Annotated in this window: 24 protein-coding genes; 7 read left to right on the forward strand and 17 right to left on the reverse strand. The window is 43.5% G+C overall.

The genetic code is table 11. The annotated features are described in order from the left end of the window. Positions 1-15: 15 nt before the first annotated feature. From K370_RS02965 to K370_RS03010, 10 genes are all read right to left on the reverse strand, one after another. On the reverse strand, positions 16-2,172 hold the full coding sequence (locus tag K370_RS02965) for a TonB-dependent siderophore receptor (RefSeq protein WP_047538050.1): 2,157 nt from the start codon (positions 2,170-2,172) through the stop codon (positions 16-18). A 105-nt stretch (positions 2,173-2,277) separates the two neighbouring features. Further along, the gene (locus K370_RS02970; protein WP_047538053.1) at positions 2,278-2,475 is read right to left on the reverse strand and encodes a hypothetical protein; all 198 of its coding nucleotides are present in this window, start codon (positions 2,473-2,475) and stop codon (positions 2,278-2,280) included. Between the two features lie 17 nt (positions 2,476-2,492). After that, positions 2,493-3,629, reverse strand: coding sequence for a PepSY-associated TM helix domain-containing protein (locus tag K370_RS02975; RefSeq protein ID WP_047538055.1), 1,137 nt, complete (start codon positions 3,627-3,629; stop codon positions 2,493-2,495). 31 nt (positions 3,630-3,660) lie between these two features. Continuing rightward, positions 3,661-4,077 (reverse strand): ExbD/TolR family protein, encoded by a 417-nt coding sequence (locus K370_RS02980; protein ID WP_047538059.1) that lies wholly within the window; start codon positions 4,075-4,077, stop codon positions 3,661-3,663. Beyond that, a complete protein-coding gene (locus tag K370_RS02985; protein WP_047538062.1) occupies positions 4,074-4,835 on the reverse strand; it encodes a MotA/TolQ/ExbB proton channel family protein in 762 nt (253 codons plus the stop codon). The genes K370_RS02980 and K370_RS02985 overlap by 4 nt, the downstream gene beginning before the upstream one ends. 162 nt (positions 4,836-4,997) lie before the next feature. After that, positions 4,998-5,825 (reverse strand): energy transducer TonB, encoded by an 828-nt coding sequence (locus tag K370_RS02990; protein WP_047538064.1) that lies wholly within the window; start codon positions 5,823-5,825, stop codon positions 4,998-5,000. 35 nt (positions 5,826-5,860) lie between these two features. Next, positions 5,861-6,103 (reverse strand): hypothetical protein, encoded by a 243-nt coding sequence (locus K370_RS02995; protein WP_047538067.1) that lies wholly within the window; start codon positions 6,101-6,103, stop codon positions 5,861-5,863. Between the two features lie 52 nt (positions 6,104-6,155). Beyond that, a complete protein-coding gene (hemP, locus tag K370_RS03000; RefSeq protein WP_047538069.1) occupies positions 6,156-6,374 on the reverse strand; it encodes a hemin uptake protein HemP in 219 nt (72 codons plus the stop codon). Between the two features lie 169 nt (positions 6,375-6,543). Further along, positions 6,544-7,161 (reverse strand): 30S ribosomal protein S4, encoded by a 618-nt coding sequence (gene rpsD / locus K370_RS03005; protein WP_047538071.1) that lies wholly within the window; start codon positions 7,159-7,161, stop codon positions 6,544-6,546. Between the two features lie 50 nt (positions 7,162-7,211). Then, entirely contained in the window at positions 7,212-7,511 is a 300-nt protein-coding gene (locus tag K370_RS03010; RefSeq protein WP_047538073.1) for a hypothetical protein, read from the reverse strand. A gap of 165 nt (positions 7,512-7,676) precedes the next feature. Here K370_RS03010 and K370_RS03015 point away from each other — a divergent pair, with 165 nt between their 5' ends. Beyond that, on the forward strand, positions 7,677-8,366 hold the full coding sequence (locus K370_RS03015) for an ion channel (RefSeq protein ID WP_047538075.1): 690 nt from the start codon (positions 7,677-7,679) through the stop codon (positions 8,364-8,366). Between the two features lie 21 nt (positions 8,367-8,387). Here K370_RS03015 and K370_RS03020 read toward each other — a convergent pair whose 3' ends face one another. Beyond that, positions 8,388-10,172 (reverse strand): pyrroloquinoline quinone-dependent dehydrogenase, encoded by a 1,785-nt coding sequence (locus tag K370_RS03020; RefSeq protein ID WP_235272671.1) that lies wholly within the window; start codon positions 10,170-10,172, stop codon positions 8,388-8,390. Between the two features lie 120 nt (positions 10,173-10,292). On the opposite strand from K370_RS03020, the gene K370_RS03025 reads away from it, so the two are divergent. The 5 genes from K370_RS03025 (at position 10,293) to K370_RS03045 (ending at position 16,285) form a co-directional block, all read left to right on the forward strand. Next, positions 10,293-11,066, forward strand: a complete 774-nt coding sequence (locus K370_RS03025) for a DUF1295 domain-containing protein (protein ID WP_047538081.1) — start codon at positions 10,293-10,295, stop codon at positions 11,064-11,066. A 78-nt stretch (positions 11,067-11,144) separates the two neighbouring features. Then, a complete protein-coding gene (gene mnmD / locus K370_RS03030; RefSeq protein ID WP_047538084.1) occupies positions 11,145-11,939 on the forward strand; it encodes a tRNA (5-methylaminomethyl-2-thiouridine)(34)-methyltransferase MnmD in 795 nt (264 codons plus the stop codon). Then, complete coding sequence (mnmC, locus tag K370_RS03035; RefSeq protein WP_235272672.1) at positions 11,902-13,137, forward strand: FAD-dependent 5-carboxymethylaminomethyl-2-thiouridine(34) oxidoreductase MnmC; 1,236 nt, start codon at positions 11,902-11,904, stop codon at positions 13,135-13,137. Before mnmD ends, mnmC begins: the two co-directional genes overlap by 38 nt. A 54-nt stretch (positions 13,138-13,191) precedes the next feature. Next, the gene (locus K370_RS03040; RefSeq protein ID WP_047538085.1) at positions 13,192-15,111 is read left to right on the forward strand and encodes a tetratricopeptide repeat protein; all 1,920 of its coding nucleotides are present in this window, start codon (positions 13,192-13,194) and stop codon (positions 15,109-15,111) included. Between the two features lie 79 nt (positions 15,112-15,190). Then, positions 15,191-16,285 (forward strand): PilT/PilU family type 4a pilus ATPase, encoded by a 1,095-nt coding sequence (locus K370_RS03045; protein ID WP_047538088.1) that lies wholly within the window; start codon positions 15,191-15,193, stop codon positions 16,283-16,285. 47 nt (positions 16,286-16,332) lie between these two features. On the opposite strand, the gene K370_RS03050 is transcribed toward K370_RS03045, so the two are convergent. Next, entirely contained in the window at positions 16,333-17,229 is an 897-nt protein-coding gene (locus K370_RS03050) for a DMT family transporter (RefSeq protein WP_047538091.1), read from the reverse strand. 57 nt (positions 17,230-17,286) lie between these two features. On the opposite strand from K370_RS03050, the gene dapC reads away from it, so the two are divergent. Then, positions 17,287-18,507 carry a succinyldiaminopimelate transaminase gene (gene dapC, locus K370_RS03055; protein WP_047538094.1) on the forward strand — a complete coding sequence of 407 codons (1,221 nt, stop codon included), beginning with the start codon at positions 17,287-17,289 and terminating at the stop codon, positions 18,505-18,507. A 108-nt stretch (positions 18,508-18,615) separates the two neighbouring features. Here dapC and K370_RS03060 read toward each other — a convergent pair whose 3' ends face one another. Genes K370_RS03060 through mutL form a run of 5 tightly spaced genes read right to left on the reverse strand, consistent with a single transcriptional unit; the run spans position 18,616 to position 23,778 of the window. Beyond that, a complete protein-coding gene (locus K370_RS03060) occupies positions 18,616-19,572 on the reverse strand; it encodes a DUF2157 domain-containing protein (protein WP_047538098.1) in 957 nt (318 codons plus the stop codon). A 26-nt stretch (positions 19,573-19,598) separates the two neighbouring features. Then, positions 19,599-20,183 (reverse strand): hypothetical protein, encoded by a 585-nt coding sequence (locus K370_RS03065; protein WP_047538099.1) that lies wholly within the window; start codon positions 20,181-20,183, stop codon positions 19,599-19,601. A gap of 40 nt (positions 20,184-20,223) precedes the next feature. After that, entirely contained in the window at positions 20,224-21,156 is a 933-nt protein-coding gene (gene miaA, locus K370_RS03070; protein WP_047538103.1) for a tRNA (adenosine(37)-N6)-dimethylallyltransferase MiaA, read from the reverse strand. Further along, the gene (locus K370_RS03075) at positions 21,149-21,937 is read right to left on the reverse strand and encodes a DUF817 domain-containing protein (RefSeq protein ID WP_081977139.1); all 789 of its coding nucleotides are present in this window, start codon (positions 21,935-21,937) and stop codon (positions 21,149-21,151) included. The genes miaA and K370_RS03075 overlap by 8 nt, the downstream gene beginning before the upstream one ends. A 2-nt stretch (positions 21,938-21,939) precedes the next feature. Beyond that, complete coding sequence (mutL, locus tag K370_RS03080) at positions 21,940-23,778, reverse strand: DNA mismatch repair endonuclease MutL (RefSeq protein ID WP_047538106.1); 1,839 nt, start codon at positions 23,776-23,778, stop codon at positions 21,940-21,942. Positions 23,779-23,841 lie beyond the last annotated feature (63 nt).

The following is a 23,841-nucleotide window of genomic DNA, read 5'->3' on the forward strand; positions in this document are numbered from 1 at the left end:
GCTGAAGTATGTAACTTAATATTTCCAAGTTAGCGTAGCTAAGCCGCTAAACGGCGGTGCATAAAAGGCCTGTCCAGCATACGCATACTGCATGGTAGATAGATATTTTTCATCGGTCACGTTATACAAGTTAACCGCTGCACTCCAATGCTCGTCAATCTTGTAATTAGCCATTAAGTTAAGTGTTGCATAGCTGCCTTGTTTATATCGTACTGGGTCAGCCAATGTTTCAAGCTGAATGTCTACGTGCGTATCACTCTGCCAATTTAAGCTCGCACCTACTTTCAGGTTTTCAATGGACGGCACAGTGTAAACCGTCGTCAAATGTACCAGGTGCCTTGGGACAAATGGATTTACATTTTGGTCGTGATCGCCTTTTACGCTCATTAAACGCGTATAACCCGCATTGATATTTAAGTGATCCGTTACTTCACCAGACACATCAAACTCATAACCTTTGGTAGTGGCCTGAATGCCTTCATAGGTTGTGATGGTGCCATTTTCGCCGACAGCCTGAGCTTGATTCTCTTGCTCGGTTCTAAACAGCGCAAATGAGCTATTTAATTTTTTATTGAACCACTCACTCTTAATACCCGCTTCATAGTTTTTTCCTTTTAATGGGGCTAATGGTTTAAGGTTAACGCCTTTTTCCACTTGCGGCTTGTAAATACCTGCGTAGCTCGCATACAAGGAAATTGTGTCATTCAAATCTAAAACAGTGCCGACGTATGGCGTGAACTTATTGTTTTCCTTCGCAGCTTGGTCTGCGCCATAAGCAACGCCTTCTAATTTGTAACTAAGCAAACTACCACCCACAGTCACTTTTAAAGCATCTGTTGGGTTAAGCTTAGCCGCTGTGTAAATATTGGTAGTGGTACTCTGGTAATCGGAATCTTTACTCTTAGGCCCAAAATTTGGCATCGGAAAATTGCCTAAGTCATCAAAGCTCACCACAGAGATATTACCTAGTGTGTCGCCTATGCGGGAAAACTCCTTCATATACGACTTACTCCAGGTAGCGCCAACGACTAGCTCGTGCTTACGCCCCCCCAGCTCAAAAGGTCCATTGGCATAAATATCCGCAACATGGTCTTTGGTCGCAAAGCTATAAATGTAAGGGTAGCTCGTATAGCTACCCAAGCCAGTAGCACGGTCTTCGAAACCGTCGATATAGTTATAGCGGCCTTCAGACCCTGTGTCTTTGTACGTTAACTGCCCTTTCACTTTCCAGTCATTATTAAAATAATGGGTCAGCTCGGCAAAACTCACATTGGTGTCCACTTTCATGTAAGCCCAGTCCGTCGCTACGGAGTCAGACACTTTGTAATGACGCTTGGTACCATCGGTATACAGCAATGGCAAACTACCAAAGTTGTTACCGCTCGAATCATTTTTCTGATAGGTATGACCAATCGCCACACTGGTGCTATCGCTTAAATCTGCTTCAATAACACCATACACCACGTTTCTTTCTGTGCTGTAGCGGTCAAGGTAAGAGTTCCTATCTTGGTACGCACCGACTAAGCGTCCACGCACGCTACCATCCGCATTCAGTGCCGATGAAACATCTGCATCTAAGCGCCGGTTATCCCACGAACCTGCAGATACATCCACTTTTGCTTGAAAGTCTTTTGTTGCGCGTTTACGTACAAAGTTAATGGTGGCAGAAGGATTACCCGTGCCCGCGACCAAGCCATTGGCACCGCGCAACACTTCAATGCGGTCAAACACGGCTACATCCAAATCGCCATAGTTCGTACCACTAAAGCTAATGGGAGAGTTGAGCCCGTCTATTTGGAAACTGGTAATGTTAAGGCCACGCGCCGTGTATTCGGTACGGTCAGTCTCAAATTGCTCAACTTTAATCCCCGTTGCGTAAGACAAGGCATCATTCACGGATAGGATGCGGAAGTCATCTAGTTCCTGGCGTGTAATGACTGAGATAGATTGCGGAGTTTCACGCAAAGTGGTGTTAAGTCTAGTGGCTGTAGCTGTAGATTTAACGGTATAAGAATTTGTTTTTTCTGATGGCTGTTCAGATTCGACGTTATTAGCCTTTACTGTCACTTCAGGCAATGTATCTTCCGCCATAGCGAAATATGGTGCTGCTGCGATAATGGCCGCAACAATGATTTTATATCGAGCGACCTTGTGGCATTGAAAGTCCTGCATTTAACTACCCCTGTAACCCTAGTTTTTAAAATTATTGGCTGGCTACTGGATAACAAATCGTTGGCTGGCTACATTCCTCAATAAACCTTTTTTATATCTAAACAATCACTGGTATTTTTTAATATAGTAAAAATATGCAATCACGATAATCGGAACAGCTAAACCAATCAGTGAAATATCCTCTAGTAAGCCGTCTTCTAATAGAGCGACAACCAAGCCAATGATAGAGAGTAGACCCAATACGATGGGCCATAAAAAAATTTGCTTTAAGTTTTTAGTTTGCATAAATAAATGTGTAACCATAGATTAAAACCTCGGCTTTAATAAGCCTCATTCAGTCTAATTTTGGTCTCAATATCCGGAACATGCTGTTTACGTTTTTTCCACCACAGCATTAGGCCAGTCCATAGCACCACGATAGTAATCACATCTAAAATCAGCCAGATAATTTTTAGCGTCATCCCGCCGTAATCACCAAAATGTAAAGGCTGGGATATAAGTAATGTAGCCAAATACCACGGCAAGTCGCGACTATCTGTCAGTTTGGCTGTTTCTGCATCGATTAGCACCGGCTTAAACAAACGCGAAGTGATTGGACTATCGCCGCGCATAAACATGCCATAGTGATGCGGGCTAGAAAATGTAGTGCCCGGGAAAGCAATAAAACCTAAACGTTTATCAGGCTCACGCGCTTGTGCTGCGTCCACCGATGCTTGTAATGAAGCGTAATGTGTTGGTGGTGGCAGGCCTTTGTACGGTGCAATCATGCTGGACATTTGATCGAACTGCCAATACTTAACCACTAAGTCAGACCACGCATTAATCACACCAGTTAGCCCAACAATCAATGCCCAAACCAATGTCACTACGCCTAAAAAATTGTGCGTGTCCAAGCGCTTTAATTTTGGCGCACGATCTTTGCGAATCTCACCAAATGCTAGCCGACGCATAAATGGTGCATATAACACCACACCAGAAATAATGGCGACAATGAGTAATACGCCCATGAACCCCAAGAACAGCATCCCTGGAAAACCGGCAAACAGATCAACATGCAATTTAAACATGACATACATAAAGCCTTCGTTAAACTTAGGCTCATCGAGCACGTTTGCCGTGCGCGCATCCAGCATCACAAATTTGGTATCGTCTTCAGAAGTCGCTGTTTTACCTAAACTGACCGTCCAGGTTTTATCTTCATCAATATCTCGGAATACAAACTGCACCACTCGGTCCGGATACAGTGCTTTGGCATTGTTTAGAATCGAATCCATGCTGGCTAGCTTGGTAGTCGCCGGCAAATCAGGCGCCTCAACTTCATTGCCAAGCAAATGGCTGATCTCGTGACTAAAAATTAATGGCAAGCCCGTTAAGCACAGCAATAGCATAAACAGTGTGCAAACAAGGCTAGACCATTTGTGCACCCAAGCCCAAGTTTTAATGGATTTAATGTACATTGAAATTATTCAGGCTAAATGATGATTTTTACTACTTTGGCTCACTGACAAATCCTAGCTTTGTAATACCGGCATTTTGAGCATCCGCCATCACTTCTGCTAATACTTGATATTTAGTTTCCTTATCCGCGCGAATTTGCAATTCGGGCTGCGGCTTAACATCAGCCGCTTGCAGTAACTTTTGTTTTAACTCACCCTGTACTAGCGGCGCGTCATTCCAGTAAGTTTTGCCTAAGCCATCAATCGCCAGGGTAATCACTTCCGGTTCTTCCGGCAGCGTTTGGCTGGTTGCTTGTGGCAAGTCAATTTTCACTGCATGCGTCAATAAAGGCGCGGTAATAATAAAGATCACCAGTAAAACCAACATCACATCCACCAAAGGCGTGGTGTTGATTTCGCTCATCGGCTGGGTATGCGTTTCACCGTTAGATGCATTGCCGCCAATCATGCTGGCACTCCTACCGGCTTAGCATTTTGAGTATGAATTGACTGAACATTATGCTGATTTTTTGCATTTTGCTGCTTAATAACCAAAGGTGCACCTGTGGTTAACAGTACATGTAAGTCCTGTGCAAAACCGTCCAAAGTAGCAGTAATGATGCGGTTTTGCTTAACAAACGCGTTATAGGCCAATACCGCAGGAATCGCCACTGCCAGACCAATTGCAGTCATAATCAATGCCTCACCTACCGGCCCAGCCACTTTATCCAAGGTTGCTTGGCCGCTGGCGCTGATACTTGCCAGCGCATGATAAATACCCCACACCGTACCGAACAATCCCACAAACGGCGAAACACTACCCACAGACGCTAATACAGACAAACCCGACTCAAGCTGAGTGGTGGTTTGTGCCACACTGCGACGCATACTGCGCGCAATAAACTCATCGTAACTACAAGATTCTTCGGTGTTTTTCGCCACATGGGTTTGGTGGTGATGCGCAGCATCTACCGCATTTGTCGCCAATTGATGTGCAGGCGAATCAATCTTAATCATGGTTATCGCCGCTTGCAGGTTAGGCGCCTCCCAAAACTCTGCAATATAACGCTTCATGGCGTTTTTTAACTGCGCACCCTGAACCGTTTTTACAATCATAAAATACCAGCTTGCCACTGACATAATGAGTAAAATGACCGCCACTGAAATAGAGACAAAACCACCTTGCAGAATAAAGGCTAGGCTATCAAATTCTGTTGCATGTTGCATGTTGCTTCCTTTTATTTAACATATTTTTATCGTTAATTATATGAATCGGCTAACCATCAAAGATGCATGACCAACTGTTAACTGGACGCTAATAATCAACTATTACCTAATTACTACTCAAACTTACCGACTTCAATCAACTCACTTTACTCAGCGGACCTCTCAACTATCTAGCGAGAACTTCACTGGCACAATGACATAAGCACTTAATGCTTGGTTATTTTTCTTCGCCGGGATAAATCTCCAGCGCTTAACTGCGTTAACTGCAGCATTATCTAAACGTTCAGAACCGCTGCTTTTCTCAATTTGTACATTTTCAGCTGAGCCATCCGCAGATACCAATACTTTCATTAATACGCGTCCTTCTTCACCCAATCGGCGCGAAGTTGGCGGGTAATCTGGCGCGGGATTGTTTAAATAAGACACACCAAAACGTGGCGGCTCAATTTTTTCTTCCACGACCTTTTCTACTACTGGCGGCGCCTTAGGCGCTTCTGCGACTTTCACAGGCTCTACAGGTGTGGCTGGCGCTTCTTCAACTACAGGCTGCTCTGTCGCCGCTTCAATCAAGCGCTCGGTGGGCGTTTCAATGGGCTTGATTTTTTCAACCACTTTTTTAGGTTTAACAACAGGCTTAACTTCAGGTTTTGGCGGCTCGATCACCGGCACTAATTCCGGCTCTGGTGCAGGAGGCGCAATCAAGCTCACCATCATGGGTTTTGCTGGCGGCGTTTGCACTTTCTCAGGCAGCGACTGTGTAATCAATAAATAAATAACACTCGCATGCGCTAGTACAACAAATATTGTAGCCGCCCATGAATGTGGCTTTTGCGGAGATGCTGAATCACTCAATTGCGATGCCTGAATAGGCAATGCATATAATCTATTGAGCTTTGAATGCTCGTCAGCAATATCTGATTCATATTGTTGACGCAACTTTGCATGCCGTGCGGCAAGTAAGTTAACAACTGTGGATGTTTGGCTGCTCATGAAATATCAACTCAATAGTTTTGTTATAGCTTGATCTAGTGAAAACTTAAATCAGCCGCTTGATTTTGTTCAAAATTGGCTTTTTCTAAGCGGTAATAGCTTAAACGAATATCCGCATCTTTAAACAAACCACTTAATGCCTCTAAAGACTGTGCATCGACGCGCATACTAATCGCACCCACTTCCAACTCAACCACATCACAACCTTCACAGAAGGCAATTGAGCCGCTTTCATTTTTTGCAAGTAAAATACGGGAATGCTGACTTTTAGGTGACATGGCTTTTTTCCTATTTCAATATTCTGAGCAACCGTGTTTATTCGCTTAGGCTCTATTTCGTTAAAATCAATTTATTTTGTTTGGTAATGCGCAAAATATAGGTTTCGTTCAAATGCTCAATCATCACTTCTTTAACATTAGTGAACAACTGCTCTGTTGTAAGCCGCTTGATGCGCGTCATTTTGACATCTTTGTCAGAAATGTGATCCGCAACAATCGCCACATCAAAACTCATGTGTTCTTTAGCTGTTAAGTTAGTAATAACCTTCATCAATTTAGCTCAAAAAAGTGACCGACTGATATGCATAAATTTGATATAATCAAGTCGTATGCAATGCGGCCATAAAATCAAGGAGATGCATTTGCATGCATTTGCAACATTTAAGACGTTGTTAGGGACGTCTTAAATTCTGTTGCTAATCGCTATAACTATAAAAAAGTTACACGCGGTTAGCGTAATACTCAACCACTTGCTGTACATCTACAGGAAATGGCACATCTTCAATCGCTGGCAGGTGAGCCACTTTAACTACAGTGGTCGCCTCATTCCAGCTTAGCCACTCTGGACGCGCTAAAGAAGGCTGTTTAATCGTTTCCACCACCATCGGAATATTTTTACTTTTGCTACGAATCGTCACTTCATCACCCACTTTTAAGCGGATTGAAGGAATATTCACGTTTTTACCATTTAACATTAGATGACCATGTGACACCAATTGGCGCGCTGCAATCACTGTTGGGGCAAAACCCGCACGGAAAACCACGTTATCCATACGACGCTCTAATAACTGCAACAAGCGCTCACCGGTAGGCTCCTTACCTTTACGCGCATCCAAAATAAGTTTGCGCATCTGTGTTTCAGTCAAGCCGTAGTTAAAACGAATTTTTTGTTTTTCTTGTAGTTTCACACCAAAATCTGAACGACGTTTGCGTGAAGCTTTGTTACCGTGCTGGCCTGGTGGCGTTGGACGCGCTTCGATTGTTTTACGTGAAAGCCCTGGTAAATCCACGCCTAATGCACGCATTATTTTTAATCTTGGGCCTGTTAATCTTGACATGTTGTTTCCTTGAAATTTAAATTATTAAGTTTTAAGTTATTAAAGTTTTATTACTGCAGCGTTGAGTGTGCCGGTAAAAATTCTGCTTCTGAATTTCTATGCTCTTCCACAATTTTGTCCCATTGATTCAACAATCGCTTAGAGATATCTTTAATCAGTATTGACTCTGCATATTCTGGCGCAGTGAATTTTAACGCAAGATCCGCTACAAGCATTGCCAAGTCCAATGATGGCTTCATTGCGTAGTGTGTTGCCACACAGCAAATAGCTGCCATCATATCGTTTGCCGTCGGCAATTCCGGGTCATATAGCACGCTAGCTTTGTGAGCATTTACCATTTGAAGTTGCATTCAATTCACCATTTGTATCGTTAATGCAAATGATAATGGTTCTTATTTGAGAAGTAAAGCATTTTCTACATTCAATCTATCTGAAACGCTGTTACAGTCGGCTTTGCAAGATTTATGCTGTAAAATTTACTGATAGTAGTCGCCTGAATTATAGAGAGCCATCTGATGAAATCCATTATTTCTTATGCCGTTATTTCCTTTGTAAGACGCTACCCTTTTGCCATGTTGTTGGCAGTTCAACTGATCAGCGTTTTAATTTATGGGTTCTTGAGCAATTCAGAAGCAAGCCACATTGTATTTAGCAGTATCGGTTTGATTGTGCCGATTCTGGCAGTTTGGGTTGTGCATCGCAGCCCGGCGGCAAGCTGGCTTGGCCTGGTTTTAGTCGTATTGGCAATTGGGCTATCGTTAACAGCAACATTCACGCAACAAAATTCACTGCTTATTTGGGCGCACACATTTGAAAGCTTGCTCTACTTTTATGCCGCCACAGGCTTAACCATGTATATGTTTGCAGATGATGTGGTGACCAGAGATGAACTATATGCAGCGGGAGCAACATTTACACTGCTCGTTTGGGGATTTGCGTTTGCCTATTCAGTATGTCAGCAAATTGTACCCGGCAGCATCACCGCTGCAATGAATCCAGATATGGCTCGCACTTGGGTAGAGCTTTTGTTTATGAGTTTTTCAATTCAGTCCGGAACAGGTATTGGCGACATTGTTCCAGTTTCTAATGCGGCGCGCGCCATCAGTTCAATACAAATGTTTACAGGATTAATGTATATCGCGGTGGTGATATCGCATCTGGTCGGACTGGCCGCAAGCACAAAAGCCAACAACAATAGTGATTAATGTGCTCGTCTATAAAACAACCTATAAAGCTAATTTATAAACCAGCACAGCATCACCTTGTTTATAGCCAAAGATTGAGTTGCCGCCGCTGGCGACTGCAATATATTGTATGCCATCTATCATATAGGTAACGGGTGGCGCATTCACGCCAAAATCCGATTGCGCTTGCCATAGCAATTCACCTGTCTGACTGTTATAAGCATTAAAGTGCCCATCACCTTCACCAGTAAACATTACGCCACCCGCAGTCGCCAGTACACCGCCGACCAATGGTTGGGCTGTTTTATTTTGCCAGATAACTTTACCGCTTTTTAAATCAATTGCTGACAATAATCCCCAACGCGCGTCTTTTGTCGGCTCACTGGCCGCATAGCGAATCGCTGGTTTGCCATCTTTAGCAGGTGTTTCGTGCAAAGTATATTTAATCGGCGCATGAATACCTGCCACAAATACACGTTGATTCATTTCATCCACACTGACTGGCGACCAGTTTGAGCCGCCCAAGATGCCAGGATAGACAACAATGCCTTCAGCAGTGGCTTTCTTAAATAAGTTATGTTGCGGAACGAATGCCTCGGATTTTTTTAGCAACTTTCCAGTTGCTCTGTCATGCACGTAGAACCAACCCGTTTTACTGGCCTGCCCTACTGCAGCAACTGTTTTTCCATTGAATTGATAGTTAAATAATACAGGCGGACTGGCCAGATCATAACCCCATAAATCATGCGGCACTTGTTGATAATGCCATTTCAGTTTACCTGTATTCGCATCTAAAGCCACTAATGAAACAGTGTAAAGATTATCGCCAGGCCGCGAAATATCGTTCATCTGCGGGCTAGGGTTACCCGTACCAAAATACAACGTATCAGATGCAATATCGATTGCTGGCGTACTCCAAGCCGAACCGCCGCCGAACCGCGCTGAATCGGGATATTTGACTAAATCTGCTTTTTCTTGCGCAATATCACGATTAAACGTCACGCCATCATCTGTGGTTTGGGCAAAGCTACCTTCCCAGCCTGTATCTGGAATGGTATCGAATTGCCACACACGCTTACCATTATTCACATCATAAGCCGCTAAAAAACCAGGTCGTCCATAACGACCAGTCACACCAATCACTGCACCCAATGGCGCATCTGCAGTCGGGTTATCAATATGTAATCCATAACCAACACCTGTTATACCCACAATTACCTTGCCTTTATACACCACTGGTGCCATGGCAATTCCAATTCCCGTACCGCCCGTTACTTTGCGTCCGCTGTTTGGATCATCTTTATTCAGCGCCTCCTGCCCCTCTCTGGCGATAGCAACTTCAACCACATCAATATCCCACTCTTTTGCACCTGTCTGCGCATTCAAGGCGATTAAACGCGCATCTACAGTACCAATAAACACTTTTCCATCGGCAACTGCCACACCTCTATTCGCCGGGCCGCAGCACATTTGCCAATCTTTGCGTCTATCGTGCTTATAACGCCATAATTCCTTGCCAGTTTTAGCATCAAGTGCCGCAACATGATTGTATGGAAGTGACAGATACATGATGCCGTTCTGCACAATGGGTGTGGTTTGAAAGCTGCCGACCACTCCGCTTTTGTATTGCCAGGCCTGTACCAGGTTTTGGACATTCTGCTGATTGATCTGTGTATTTGGTGAAAAGCGCTGACTGGTAAAATCACGCCCAAAACTCGGCCAATCCTGATTATTGGCCTGCTGCGCAGTTTTATTTTGATTGGCAGCACAAGCTTGCAGCAAGCAGAGAAGCAATATGCAAATCGCTCTTGGACAAAGTATGTTCATGATTCAATACATTCCACATAAAGTATACCGAATAGTATACATCAAGAAAATTCATCCGCAACAATCGATATATTCAATTTAAGGTAGTATCAAGCCTTTGAAATAAATAAAAACCCAAATATGTTCAATTGGTCTATTTATGTTTATAGCTTAGTTGCCATTGGCCTGTTTGCTCTGCTGGGCTGGATAATCAGCTTAATACGTGACAACGTCACTCATATTAATAGTATGTGGAGTTTATTTTTCGTATTGACCAGCTTTACCAGTGCACTATTTGTATATGAAGGAAGCGTACGCGTTTATCTGGTGTTAACACTAGTTACGCTTTGGGCGGTGCGTTTATGTGCATATCTCTCTTGGCGCAATTGGGGGCCACATGAAGATCGTCGTTATGCAGCAATCCGCCATAACAATGAACCACACTTTTGGTTAAAAAGCGCTTACATGGTATTTGGTATGCAAGCACTTTTAGCTTGGATTATTTCCATTTCACTTTATGGTGCAATCGATTCAAATGCACCGGTTAACGTACTAGACTACCTGGGATTGCTGTTATTTTTATTTGGATTTTTTTGGGAATCTGTTGCCGATTGGCAGTTAACTCAGTTTAAAGACAATCCTAAAAACACAGACAAGGTACTCAACACAGGATTATGGCGTTACAGTCGTCACCCGAACTATTTCGGTGAGTGCTGTATTTGGTGGGGATTTTATCTCATCTCCTTGGCCGGTGGCGCTTGGTGGGCTATCGTTTCCCCGACTTTAATGACATTGCTTTTACTGAAAATCAGCGGCGTTCGCTTGCTTGAGAAAGATATATCAGAGCGTCGCCCAGCCTATGCAGAGTACATTAAATCGACCAATAGCTTTATCCCCGGTTTACCTAAAGCTTAAGATTCGTTTTGAGTTTGTATCAACAGCTTTCATCACTTTGCATTAAAATAAGCCGCTACCAATTAACTATCTCAACGCATGCAAAACGCCACCAATAGCCTGATTGAAGCAAGCCCTATCGAATGGCGCCTTAATCAGGACGGCTTGGCCCAGCCCTACTCCACTATCTTTCAAGATGTCTATTATTCTAGCGATAATGGCTTGCTTGAAACCGACTATGTCTTTTTGCAAGGCAACAAACTAAGCTCACGCTGGCAGCAACTAGAAACCCAAGTATTCACCATCATTGAAACAGGTTTTGGCACAGGCTTAAATTTTTTATGTGCCGCACAATTGTGGCTGAATCATGCGCCTAAAAATGCCACTTTGCATTTCATCAGCACAGAAAAATATCCGCTCAGCTTGCAGGAAATCACCAGCGCTTTACAGCTTTGGCCTGCATTAAATAACTTTTCTGCACAGTTTTTAGCTCAATATTCAACATTAATAAATAGCGATAAAAGCATCCGGTTATTTGATAATCGCGTGCAATTAACTTTGATAATTGGTGATGCGACTGACAGCCTAACAAAGACAACAACTCCCGCCGATGCTTGGTTTTTAGATGGATTTTCACCCGCAAAAAATCCTGATATGTGGCAACCAGCTTTGTTTGCACAAATGGCAAGACTATCGAAACCTAACACAACGTTTGCCACCTTCACCAGTGCTGGCGTGGTTAAACGCGGTTTGCAAGCAGCTGGATTTCATGTCGGCAAACAAGCTGGTTTTGGCAAGAAACGGGAAATGTTGGCGGGTGATTTTATTGGCGGGTCATTTAATGAAGATTCAGTGAATGGCAAACAATCAACAGAAAAACCAAATGCCGACTAAAACTGCGATTGTGATTGGTGGTGGCATTGCGGGTTGCAGCACAGCTTACGCACTGGCCAAACGCGGCATAGCTGTCATCTTATTGGAGCAGCATAGTGAACTTGCGCAAGAAGCCTCTGGCAACCCAATTGCGACTTTATATCCAAAATTGAGTATCAAGCCAACTGCGCAAAGCGCGCTGGCATTACAAGGTTTTGCGTTTACCTTAAACTTGCTCAAACAATTACCCAATCACGCAGCATTTTTTGATGCCTGTGGACAGATTCAATTGGCATATAACGCGCGTGAACAATTAAGACAAGACGCATTGCTGGCGCAACAGGAGTATGCGTTTTTGCAAGCCTTGGATGCAAAATCTGCTAGCGAAATAACAGGCATTCCATTGGCAATCGGCGGTTTATTTCTGCCGCAAGCAGGCTGGGTGAAACCAAAAAATTTATGCCAAGCGTTAGTTAACCTGCCCAACATCACCAAAATCAGCCATACGCAGGTATTGGGTTTTGAAAAAAACGATGTATATTTTCGAATAAATTACATTAATAAAAAATTACAAGCATATAATTTAAAATCAGATATATTAATATTATGCAATGCTAATGCCGTACAGAAATTCAGCTTATGTACCAGCGTTGCAAGTACACCTGTACGTGGGCAAGTGAATTTTTTTGCACCGACACCTGCTAGCCAGCCGATTAAAACCATTATTTGCAGCACACACTATTTAAGCCCGGCAGTTGATGGATTGCACTCAATCGGTGCGACTTACGCGCCAGATAATCTTAACCCGCAATTAAGTGAAGCTGATACGTTGGAAAACATACAGGCTTTAAAACAAATCTCACCTGCCGTTTTTAACAGTATTCAGCCTTACCAAGAACAAGGTCGCGTTGCCTGGCGTAGCCATACACAAGATTACATGCCACTTGCAGGCCAACTGATCGACGATAAAGCATTACGCGCCAACCCACCTCGCTACAACGCTAACCCTGTCGATTTACCATGGTTAAGCGGCCTGTACATTAACGCCGGACATGGTTCTAAAGGTATGATTACCGCGCCGATCTGTGGTGAACTGATCGCCAATCTGGTTGCAAATGAATCGTTAATTCTTGACGCAAACCTGGCAAGTAAATTGAATCCCAGTCGCTTTTTACTAAAAGCATTAGGCTTAAAACAATTAGCCAATTCTCTGTATTAACTCAAGCAGTCATACAAACACTGCAATTTAATTAAATTAGATTAAAATTGCGTTATGCAAGCCACCCAACCAACCCAATCCGCTGAAAATACGCTTAAACACTACCAGCAAGTGTTATTGCACAATCCCAAAGATGTAGACGTACAAATTCATTGTGCAAACTTGTGTATAGAACTGAAGCGATTTGAAGAAGCGGCAGGTTACTTTCGCCGCATTATGCGCATACTCAAAAACAATGCGTATGTGCGCGATGCGCTGTGTTACTCCTTGCAGGAACTAGGCAATGAATCACATGCCAGCGGTCGATTTCTACAGGCAGAAGCCTGCTTTAAAGAGGCACTCGAACACCAGCCACTTAACGCCGCGTATTGGTTTAATTTAGGCAATGCACAACGCGAGTTAAACAAACCCAGCGCAGCGCTTAGCAGCTTTAAACAATCTATTCAACTAAACCCGAATGACGCAGACGCGCATAACAATCTGGGCAATATTCAACGTGAATTAGGTCAATTGGACCATGCCGTTGCCAGCTACGAAAACGCATTGCAACTACAACCTGATTTGCACCACGCACTGGCACATTTGGTGCACCAGAAACAGCATGTTTGCGCTTGGGATAATATTGATCGACAAATCAAGCAGTTGCGCGATTGGGTAATGACCATACCCAATGCACAAATATCGCCTTTTGCTTTTTTAAGCATGCACGGCACCACTGCGAATGAGCAGAAACAGTGTGCCAGCAATTGGGCTACTAGTTTTTACGCCAAGCGGATTCAGCAACATACGGGCTTTGACTTTAATCAATTAAAAGCAACGCAAAACATATTTCAAACCAAGCTAAAAATCGGCTATTTATCGGCTGATTTCAGACTACATCCATTGGCGTTTTTAATCACCGAATTGATTGAAAATAGCGATAAAAGTCGCTTTGAGACTATCGCTTACTCTTATGGTATAGATGACAAGACACCTGAACGCAAGCGCCTGGAAAATGCATTTGACACTTTTAACGATATTCGGCAATTAACCGATATTGAAGCCGCCCAAAAAATCCATCAGGATGGTGTTGCGATTTTAGTGGATCTCACTGGTTTTACGCAAAACAGTCGCACTGGCATAGTGGCTTTAAAACCTGCCCTCCTCAGCATTAATTGGCTGGGATTCCCTGGAACTATGGGTGCAATGGTTGTTGAAAAAGCGGAAACCAGCTATGCAAAACCACTATTTGATTACCTGCTGGCAGATAAAGTAATTGCGCCAAATGCAAACGACTTTAGTGAAAAACTGCTCTATCTACCCTGTTATCAACCCAATAATAGCCAACGCCCCGTTGGTAAGGCAACGCAAAAGACTGAACACAATTTACCAAAAAACAGTTTTGTATTTTGCTGCTTTAATCAGTGCTTTAAAATCACACCAGAAGTATTCGCGGTCTGGATGCGCATTTTGCGACAAACACCTGATAGCGTGCTGTGGCTATTGGATTGCAACACTTGGGCATCTGCTAATTTGCGGCAAGCAGCGGCAAAAGCAGGCGTTAATGAAACTAGATTGATATTTGCGCCACGCGTGACGATTTCAGAACATTTGGCACGCCACATGCATGCGGATTTATTTTTAGATACTGCGCCATATAATGCACACACTACCGCTAGCGATGCGCTATTAATGGGGTTACCACTATTAACTTGTACCGGTGAAACCTTTGCTGCGCGCGTGGCTACAAGCCTGTTACAGCACATTAATCTGCCAGAGTTAATCACCCAAAACTGGCAAGAATATGAACAAAAAGCGATTACTTTGGCGAAAAATCCAGCCAAACTCAGCCAATTAAAGCAGCAATTGGCTACACAAACTAAAGACGCCCCACTTTCTGATTCAAGTGCGTTTAATCCAGCCCAGTTTTCACGCAATTTAGAGCAGCAATATCAGCAAATCTGGCAGGCTTATCAGAAGTCAACAAATAACTAATCGGCACATCGCCCACTGTAATAAAAACACGGCTTGTGCTAAAGTTCAGCACAATTAACCAAATAAGATCGTCATCAATATGGCCGCCATTGACATTACCCCCGTACTCAAATTCATGACAGATAAGGGCGGCTCTGACCTCTTTTTCAGCACTAACACTTCGATTCACATGGATATTGAAGGCACAACGGTTGCCATCAATAATCAGGTGATGGCGCCTGGCATGATTAAAGAAATCGCTTACGGCTTGATGAGTCCCGAGCAAATTAAAGAGTTTGAGTCCACACTGGAGTGTAATTTCGCCATTGGCCGCAAAGATATTGGACGTTTCCGCGTGAATGTATTTCGTCAACGCGGCGAAGTGGGCATGGTAATTCGGCATATTAAAACTGATATTCCGACACTGGAAAAATTGGGCTTGCCAAGCGTTTTAAAAGACCTAATCATGCGTAAACGTGGATTGATATTGATGGTTGGCGCGACAGGTTCCGGCAAATCCACATCACTTGCATCCATGATCGATCACCGAAATGCAAATGAAACCGGTCACATCATCACCATTGAAGACCCGATTGAGTTTGTGTATGCGCACAAAAAATCGATCGTCGACCAGCGTGAAGTAGGCATTGATACTTTAAGTTTTGATAACGCCTTGAAAAATGCTATGCGCCAGGCGCCAGATGTGATTTTAATCGGCGAAGTGCGCGATATGGAAAGCATGAAACATGCGCTGGCTTATGCAGAAACTGGACATTTGTGCTTAGCCACTTTGCATGCCAATAATGCGAACCAAGCCTTAGAGCGCGTAATTTCATTTTTCCCGACCGATGCTAAGCATGGCTTGTTATTGGGTTTATCGCTTAATCTGGTGGGTATTATTTCGCAGCGCCTGGTGCCTGGCATCACGCAAAAACGCGCTGCAGCGGTCGAGGTGATGATTAACACACCCTACATGTCAGAACTCATCCAAAAACAAAAATTGGGCGAAATGAAAGACATCATGGCCGATAATAACGATATTGGCATGAATACATTTGACCAAGCTTTATTCAAACTCTTCAGCGAAGGGAAAATCAGTGAAGACCACGCGCTGGCAAATGCCGATTCACGCAATGATTTGTCCTTAAAAATACGTTTTGCCGCAGAAGGCACACGCGGCGGATTTGGTGGTTAACACAAGATTAACAATAGGTTTTCTTTTTAAATTAATTGCCTGCTAAATCAATCATCTACATAATTAAATGCCGCCAATAAGCCTGCGGCAATAATAAAAGCGCCGCCTATCCATTCGTTTAACAGCATCGCCTCATTTGCCAGATAATAGGCGGCGATTGCTGCCACAACCAGTTCAAACAAAAACAATACCGATGCACGCAATGCGGTCATTTTAGTCACGCCATATTGTACAAATAGTGTGGCAGCCATAATCAATATTGCGATAAGCCCCATAATTAACCAATTATTTAGCGTAAAAAACTGCGGGCTTGGAAAAGTGTCCGTCAGAAAAGGGATGAATAAAAGTGACACGCCAGCCACACCGAGCCATATCAACATGGATTTTGCTGCTAAGCTTAAATGCGCAGATTTACGCGCAATCACATTGGTGAATGAAAAACCAATGCCAGCAGATAGCGCTAGCCATTCAGCGTTATTTTGCGGCATGGGAATGTGATTGGTCGTACTATCAAATGGATTGGCCAGCATAATATAAGCACCAAGCATGGCGATGAAAATAGAAGCCAGCCCCGCTTTAGTGATCGTTTCTTTTAACCAGAAACGCGCTAAAACCAGCGTCCAAAGTGGCGCCAGATAAAACAGCAACATCACGCGCATGACTTCGCCATCAATCACCGCCAGCACATAACTTAAGTTAGTCCAACCCGCAACGATGCTCAACCAGATGGCGCTTTTGGGCAATTTAAATACACCGCGCCAATGTCTGGCAAACAAAGGAATTCCCAAGATAATCGCAATGCAGTAGGTATAAAAGCTTGCCGTCACACCAGAAACACCAGCGTCACTCATGATGCGATACGGATACCAGATAATGCCCCAACACATGGCGCCAAATAACAGGCCGAATATAGCCCAATAATTTTGTTTGCTGCTGTTGCCCATGTATTTCCTAATTAATGGCTGACTAAATTATAATAATGCTTTACGAATTAAACTCTGATGGATCCAATCGCTTTGAACCACAACTCATTAAATCCTAATTTGAATCTGTTACAACCCTACCCGTTTCAGCGCCTGCGCGATTTATTTGCTGGCACCACGCCCAACGCAGCATTTAAACCGATTAACTTATCGATTGGCGAACCGAAACACGCGACACCGACGCTGATTACCGATGCTTTGGTGAACAATCTGGCTGGCTTGGCTAATTATCCCACGACTCTCGGTAGCTTGGCGCTACGCACGGCAATCTCACAATGGATTGCGCGCCGTTACAATCTGCCAGCACTGAATCCAGAAACCAGCATTTTGCCTGTGAATGGCAGTCGAGAGGCTTTATTTGCCTTTGCACAAGTGGTGATTGACCGTACAAAATCCAACCCGATTGTGATTTCGCCCAATCCTTTTTATCAGATTTACGAAGGTGCCTCTTTTTTAGCTGGTGCTACACCTTACTTTTTGAATACCACGCCAGAAAATGGCCACGCAATGGATTTCGAACAGGTGCCAGCTGAAATACTCAATCGCACGCAATTGGTTTATGTTTGCAGCCCGGGCAACCCTTCTGGCAAGGTAATGAACCTAGCGCAATGGAAAACCTTATTTGCACTATCTGACCAGTACGGCTTTGTCATTGCCGCAGACGAGTGTTATGCGGAAATTTATTTCGATGAAACAAACCCGCCATTAGGCGCATTGCAGGCAGCACACCAACTGGGCAGAGACTACAAAAACCTGGTTGTATTCAGTTCACTTTCCAAACGTTCCAATGTGCCAGGTATGCGCTCTGGTTTTGTGACGGGTGATGCAAAAATCATCGAAGCGTTTACGCTATACCGTACCTATCACGGCTGCGCGATGAATCCAGCTGTACAAGCCGCGTCGCTTACTGCTTGGAATGATGGTGCGCATGTGATTGAAAATCGCCGTCTTTATGCTGAAAAATTTAAAACGGTTACGCCTTTATTAAACGGCGCTTTAGAAGTCGAAATGCCTGATGCCGCGTTTTATTTGTGGGCAAAAATTAAAAATCCTGCCATGACTGACACAGATTTTGCATTAAAGCTCTATCGAGATTTAAACATCACCGTGTTGCCAGGTAGTTATTTGGCAAGAGAAGTTAACGACATTAATCCAGGCAAAAATTTTATTCGCTTGGCATTAGTGGCTAGCTTAGAAGAATGTGTAGAAGCGGCTAATCGCATTCAAAGCATGAGTTAATAAACTTGGTTTAATCATGTTTCTTTATGCGAGACGATTCAAAATCACTTACAAATATTTCGCATAAAACACATTAACTTAAACAGATAATTAACTGTTTTAAAATAATTATTTTTTAATGTATTGATTATTTAATTTTACCGCAAACGCACTCATACCAATTAATGCAATGCCAATAATCACCAATGCGATTGGCCAGCCCAATGTATTGGCAAAATGCTTGGCGGTGAAATAGCCGATATAAGCCAGCATTGAAAGTGTTCCCACCGCAAGTAACGCCCTGCTTCGTACAGTCGTACTTAAAAATATTAACAGCGCGGCAAGGCCTAAATAAATAATCTCCAGCGGTGTTTTTTCTACCGCCTCAAATACTGACCACATTAAAATAGCCGAACCGACAAAATACCAAAATGGGGCAATGGATAAGTGACGCGATTGATTGAGCGCATAAGCAACGCAGATTAAAGAAAAGCCTATGACTATGCCAATTAGCTCTTCATTCATATCCCAGATATCAAATATATTGGCAAAGAAAATACAGCCAAACAAAATCGCGCTAAAAGCCAATACGGTTCTTTGTTTGGCCCAAAACGTCGCCGCCTGTTGAATCAGCATATAAGTAGCCATAAACAGCAAGCCGTGACGCGCATCACCGCCTGATGAATACTCGTTTAGCATGACTAAAATACCAGTTGGCTGTAGCAATGCCGCGATTAAAAACAGCGGTGTGGCAGCGCGTTCGTAACGTTTATCTGTCAGGCAGACCAGCGCCATGATAAATGCGGCAAAGCCTGTACCCAACGTGACTAGCACGCGTGCAGCAGAACCAAAATCATCCCAATACATGGAAATGAACACACCAATACCCGCAAACACAAAAATACCGCCAATGTAGCCAAATAATTGCGACAGCACACTGGGAGATGGTTTACTTGTCTGTGCGCTTGCATTAGCGAATGCGCGAGAAATCTCATCCAGCGTGATGTGGTGATGTTTGGCCAAATGCACAATATCCTTTAGCGCTGATTCTTTTTCTGGCGTAATGGGTTCTATTTTTTGCGACATGGCAGCTCCCTTGACTGATTCACTTATTAATTAACTACCCAGCCGACAAGTTTAAAATCGTTGTAGTAATAGTTGGGTTGTGTCGTTTCCACTTTGTAAGCAACGGCACCTTTTTTAATACGGTAACCGCTATTGCGATTGCCGCCGCCAAATAATCCGCCCACCAAACCACTGTTGCCGTAATTAGAACCTTCCAATTGATAACCGTCCGGCGATACAACAGATGCATCAATTTTTAAGTCTTTCGTTTCATCTAAAATCACATCGTTATCATCACCGGCTTCAGCAGCTTTGGCCAAATCGATGGTTATTTCGCGCACGGTTTCCGTTTTAGCGTTATATGCCATTAATTTTTTTGAATTGTAATTTCTGTTTTTATCGTCGTTTTTCCTTACCTTGGCCACTAACTGATGATTAACCACTTTAAAATCCACAAGGTACACGGGTGAGTTTTCATACTCATATTTTAAGCTGGTAAATAACAACTCATATTGCGGCGGAGTTCCAAATGATTTTGGTACGACCGTTGCCAGAAAAAACAGTACAATCAATAAAATCGGCAGACTAAGCCCAATCACCAAAACCAGGTTCTCTTTAATAAATTTTTTCATGAAATTTAGCCTTTAAATGGAGTTAACTTGTTACACGTACTTATTGATTAATAAATTGCTCAACTTGTTGCAATATCACGGCATTCAAATCAGGGTTCAAACAGTCAAGTTCTGTGATGCCATCCATGCCGCGAAGCCATGTGAGCTGTCGCTTGGCCAATTGTCGCGTGGCAAAAATACCCCTGTCGCGTAATTCACTGGCGTCGTACTCACCGTTTAAATGTTCTAAAGCCTGACGATAACCCACGCAGCGCATAGCGGTTGATTCAGCTGTTAAGTCAGGATATTTAGTTAATAATGCTTTCACTTCATCTAAAAACCCAGCTGCCAGCATTTGCTCAAATCGCAATGCAATTCGCTCATGCAACACTTTACGGTCACCTGGCACCAACGCGATTTTAAGGATGTTGTAAGGCAAAGCCTCACTTTTTTGCTTTAAAAACAAGCTGGACATACTTTCACCCGTTAACTCAAACACCTCTAACGCACGCTGAATACGCTGCGCATCATTCGGTTGCAAACGCGCGGCGGTTTCTGGGTCAACCAAGGCCAGCTTTTCATGCATGGCAGGCCAACCAATCAATGCCGCGCGTGCATCCAACCTTGCACGTACGGCTTGATTGGCTTCAGGCAACCCGCTTAAACCGCCTTCCAGCGCTTTAAAATACAACATCGTGCCACCCACCAATAAAGGAATTTTGCCACGCGCGGTAATATCCGCCATCAAACGTAATGCGTCACTTCTGAAATTCGCCGCAGAATACGCACTTGTTGGGTCAATAATATTAATCAAGTGGTGTGGAGCGATGGCCAAGGTTTCTGCATCTGACTTAGCCGTACCAATATTCATATCTTTAAAAACCAAGGCAGAATCGACACTGATGATTTCAACTGGCAGCTTTGAATAGAGATGAACCGCTGCGCCAGTTTTGCCGCTGGCGGTTGGGCCCATCAGAAAAATCGCATTATTCATTTATAGTTATTCTTTGCGGTTTATGCACAATAGAAACCAGCACATAACTGACAATCATTAATAAAAACCATGCGGTTAATTTTGCAGAGGAAACAACATGCCATTCTTTTAATTGATTTGGATAAATCCAAATTCGACAATAAGTCGCAACATTTTCAGCAAGCCAAATAAATAATGAGACTAAAAAGAAGCCTAATATCATTGGCATTTTTCTGGTTTTTTTATTCACAATAAAATAAAAATTAGTCCGCATAAAAATGATGCAGGTAAAAATAATCAGTACCCAACGCATATCGAAAAAATAATGATGCGTAAAGAAATTGATGTAAATTAAGACAGCGAGTAAATATGTCCAGCGAATATCTGGATAATAATCAAAACGAATATTAAAAATCCGCCAGATTCTTGCTATATAACTACCGACTGCGCTATACATAAATCCTGCAAACAATGGGTAGTTGCCAAAGCCAATATTGAAATTCTCAGGATATTGCCATGAGCCAATTGCATCTGATGTTTTGAATATCTCCATTGCAGTTGCAACCAAGTGAAATAATAAAATAACACCCGCCTCTTTCAAGGTTTCAAGCTTAAAAAGCAATAATACGATTTGAAAAGTAACTGCGGCAATAAATAAAAAGTCATAGCGTGGCATATCAAATGGATACCAGTACTTGGTAACCAATATCAGCAAAAGCAAAAAACCACCAAAAATGCTTGCGTATGCCTGCTTCAGTCCAAATTGCAAAAACTCATTAAATGAATATTTAAAGATGCTCAAGCTTACTTACCACGCATAAACATCTTATCTAAATCAGACATTGATACTTGGAACCAAGTCGGGCGACCGTGATTGCACATACCGCTACGCTCTGTTGCTTCCATATCCCTTAATAAGCCATTCATTTCCGGGATAGTCAAAATACGATTTGCGCGTACGGCGGCGTGGCAGGCCATGGTGCCTAACAGTTCATTCCTGCGCTCGGTTAATGCTCTGGTTGCACCAAATTCGCGTAGATCCTTTAGCACATCGCGCGCTAAAGTGATTGCATCTGCGTCTTGCAGCATGGTTGGCACAGCGCGCACGGCTAAAGTATTGGGTGACAAAATAGCAAATTCAAAACCAAGTTGCTGTAAGTTACCCAGTCCTGAACTCAACTCCTCTTGCACCGTTGCCACTTCTAATCTATCCGCATTAAAACTGACTGGAATCAGCAAAGGCTGCATCGGCACGGCGGCTTTATCATCCAGCGCATTCTTAAGTCGCTCATACATAATGCGTTCATGCGCGGCATGCATATCGACCACCACTAAGCCGAGTTTATTCTGCGCCAATATATACACGCCATGTATCTGTGCAACAGCAAAACCTAGCGGAAAATCTTCTGCTGGTTTAGCTTGCGACTTATCATCAAATTCGCCTGCATAACAGACAGGGCTTGCAAATTCACGCTCTGGTGGCTGATTTTTTGAACCAAACAGGGTTTCATAAAATGCGGATGGTTGATTGGCATTTAAATTGATTTGCGTTTGGTATTGGGGGTAACTGGGCGAGTTGGTATATTGCGAAGCAAAGGGATTATGTTGAGCTTGGCTGGCAGTAGCCGCATTCGACATACCTGTTGGCGTTGCCAGATTTTTATTCAAGCTGTGATAAATAAAGCGATGAATCGCCTGCCCATCCCTAAAACGCACTTCGGTTTTACTTGGGTGTACGTTCACATCTACCAAGCTTGGATCAAGTTCTAGAAATAACACAAACGCAGGGTGTCTGTCGTGATGCAGCACATCTTGATAAGCCTGACGAATGGCATGCGCAATCAGTTTGTCGCGCACAAAACGGCCGTTGACATAGACATATTGCGTATCGCGGCTATTGCGATTAAAGGTAGGTTTTGCCGCCACTCCCCATAGTCGCAAGCCTGCTGCCTCTTCATCAACCGCAATGCTTTCTGCGGCAAATTCTGCGCCTAATACTTCATTGAATCTTTTAGCTGAAGTGCCGGCAGCAAAACGACTGAGCACCCTGCCATTATGCTGCAAAGTAAAACTGACATCCGGGCGCGATAGTGCCACGCGCGTAAATGCAGCTTCACAATGGCCGAATTCGGTCGCGTCAGTTTTTAAAAACTTGCGTCTTGCTGGCGTATTAAAGTACAAATCATTGACTTCAATCACTGTGCCAACTTCCAATGCTGCTGGTTCGATTGTGCTGATTTCACTGCCATCGCTGCTGATGCGCCATGCATGTTTGGTTTCCAATGCCCGACTGATAATCAATGTGCGCGAAACTGACGCGATACTGGCCAATGCCTCGCCACGAAAGCCCAAGCTGGCGACTGCTTCCAGATCTTCCAAGCTAAAAATCTTACTGGTGGCATGACGAGTTAACGCCAATTTCAAATCATCTTGCACAATACCGCTGCCATTATCTGCTACGCGTAATTGCTTGATACCGCCCTGTATCAGCGAAACCTGAATATCGGTGCTGCCCGCATCCAAACTATTCTCTAGCAATTCTTTAAGCGCAGAAGCTGGTCGCTCTACCACCTCACCCGCGGCGATTTGGCTGATAAGCTGGTCTGGCAGTAATTTGATTGAGTTCAATGGTGTGCGTGACATAATTGGCTACCGTTTATTTCGTGATATTTTACCTGTTTTAACGCACAATCTCGCACCAAGAGA

Source organism: Methylotenera versatilis 7, assembly GCF_000799165.1.
Taxonomy (GTDB): Bacteria; Pseudomonadota; Gammaproteobacteria; order Burkholderiales; family Methylophilaceae; genus Methylotenera_A; species Methylotenera_A versatilis_A.

Coding starts and splice junctions, on each gene's coding strand:
- hemP (WP_047538069.1), bottom strand. CDS start 6,374: ATGAAGGTTATTACTAACTTAACAGCTAAAGAACACATGAGTTTTGAT.
- K370_RS02985 (WP_047538062.1), bottom strand. CDS start 4,835: ATGCAACATGCAACAGAATTTGATAGCCTAGCCTTTATTCTGCAAGGT.
- dapC (WP_047538094.1), top strand. CDS start 17,287: ATGGATCCAATCGCTTTGAACCACAACTCATTAAATCCTAATTTGAAT.
- mnmC (WP_235272672.1), top strand. CDS start 11,902: ATGGCAAACAATCAACAGAAAAACCAAATGCCGACTAAAACTGCGATT.
- K370_RS02995 (WP_047538067.1), bottom strand. CDS start 6,103: ATGTCACCTAAAAGTCAGCATTCCCGTATTTTACTTGCAAAAAATGAA.
- K370_RS03010 (WP_047538073.1), bottom strand. CDS start 7,511: ATGCAACTTCAAATGGTAAATGCTCACAAAGCTAGCGTGCTATATGAC.
- K370_RS03025 (WP_047538081.1), top strand. CDS start 10,293: ATGTTCAATTGGTCTATTTATGTTTATAGCTTAGTTGCCATTGGCCTG.
- K370_RS02980 (WP_047538059.1), bottom strand. CDS start 4,077: ATGATTGGCGGCAATGCATCTAACGGTGAAACGCATACCCAGCCGATG.
- K370_RS03015 (WP_047538075.1), top strand. CDS start 7,677: ATGAAATCCATTATTTCTTATGCCGTTATTTCCTTTGTAAGACGCTAC.
- K370_RS03060 (WP_047538098.1), bottom strand. CDS start 19,572: ATGTCGCAAAAAATAGAACCCATTACGCCAGAAAAAGAATCAGCGCTA.
- K370_RS02970 (WP_047538053.1), bottom strand. CDS start 2,475: ATGGTTACACATTTATTTATGCAAACTAAAAACTTAAAGCAAATTTTT.
- miaA (WP_047538103.1), bottom strand. CDS start 21,156: ATGAATAATGCGATTTTTCTGATGGGCCCAACCGCCAGCGGCAAAACT.
- mutL (WP_047538106.1), bottom strand. CDS start 23,778: ATGTCACGCACACCATTGAACTCAATCAAATTACTGCCAGACCAGCTT.
- K370_RS03045 (WP_047538088.1), top strand. CDS start 15,191: ATGGCCGCCATTGACATTACCCCCGTACTCAAATTCATGACAGATAAG.
- K370_RS03050 (WP_047538091.1), bottom strand. CDS start 17,229: ATGGGCAACAGCAGCAAACAAAATTATTGGGCTATATTCGGCCTGTTA.
- K370_RS02990 (WP_047538064.1), bottom strand. CDS start 5,825: ATGAGCAGCCAAACATCCACAGTTGTTAACTTACTTGCCGCACGGCAT.
- K370_RS02975 (WP_047538055.1), bottom strand. CDS start 3,629: ATGTACATTAAATCCATTAAAACTTGGGCTTGGGTGCACAAATGGTCT.
- K370_RS03040 (WP_047538085.1), top strand. CDS start 13,192: ATGCAAGCCACCCAACCAACCCAATCCGCTGAAAATACGCTTAAACAC.
- K370_RS03065 (WP_047538099.1), bottom strand. CDS start 20,183: ATGAAAAAATTTATTAAAGAGAACCTGGTTTTGGTGATTGGGCTTAGT.
- K370_RS03020 (WP_235272671.1), bottom strand. CDS start 10,172: ATGAACATACTTTGTCCAAGAGCGATTTGCATATTGCTTCTCTGCTTG.
- rpsD (WP_047538071.1), bottom strand. CDS start 7,161: ATGTCAAGATTAACAGGCCCAAGATTAAAAATAATGCGTGCATTAGGC.
- K370_RS02965 (WP_047538050.1), bottom strand. CDS start 2,172: ATGCAGGACTTTCAATGCCACAAGGTCGCTCGATATAAAATCATTGTT.
- mnmD (WP_047538084.1), top strand. CDS start 11,145: ATGCAAAACGCCACCAATAGCCTGATTGAAGCAAGCCCTATCGAATGG.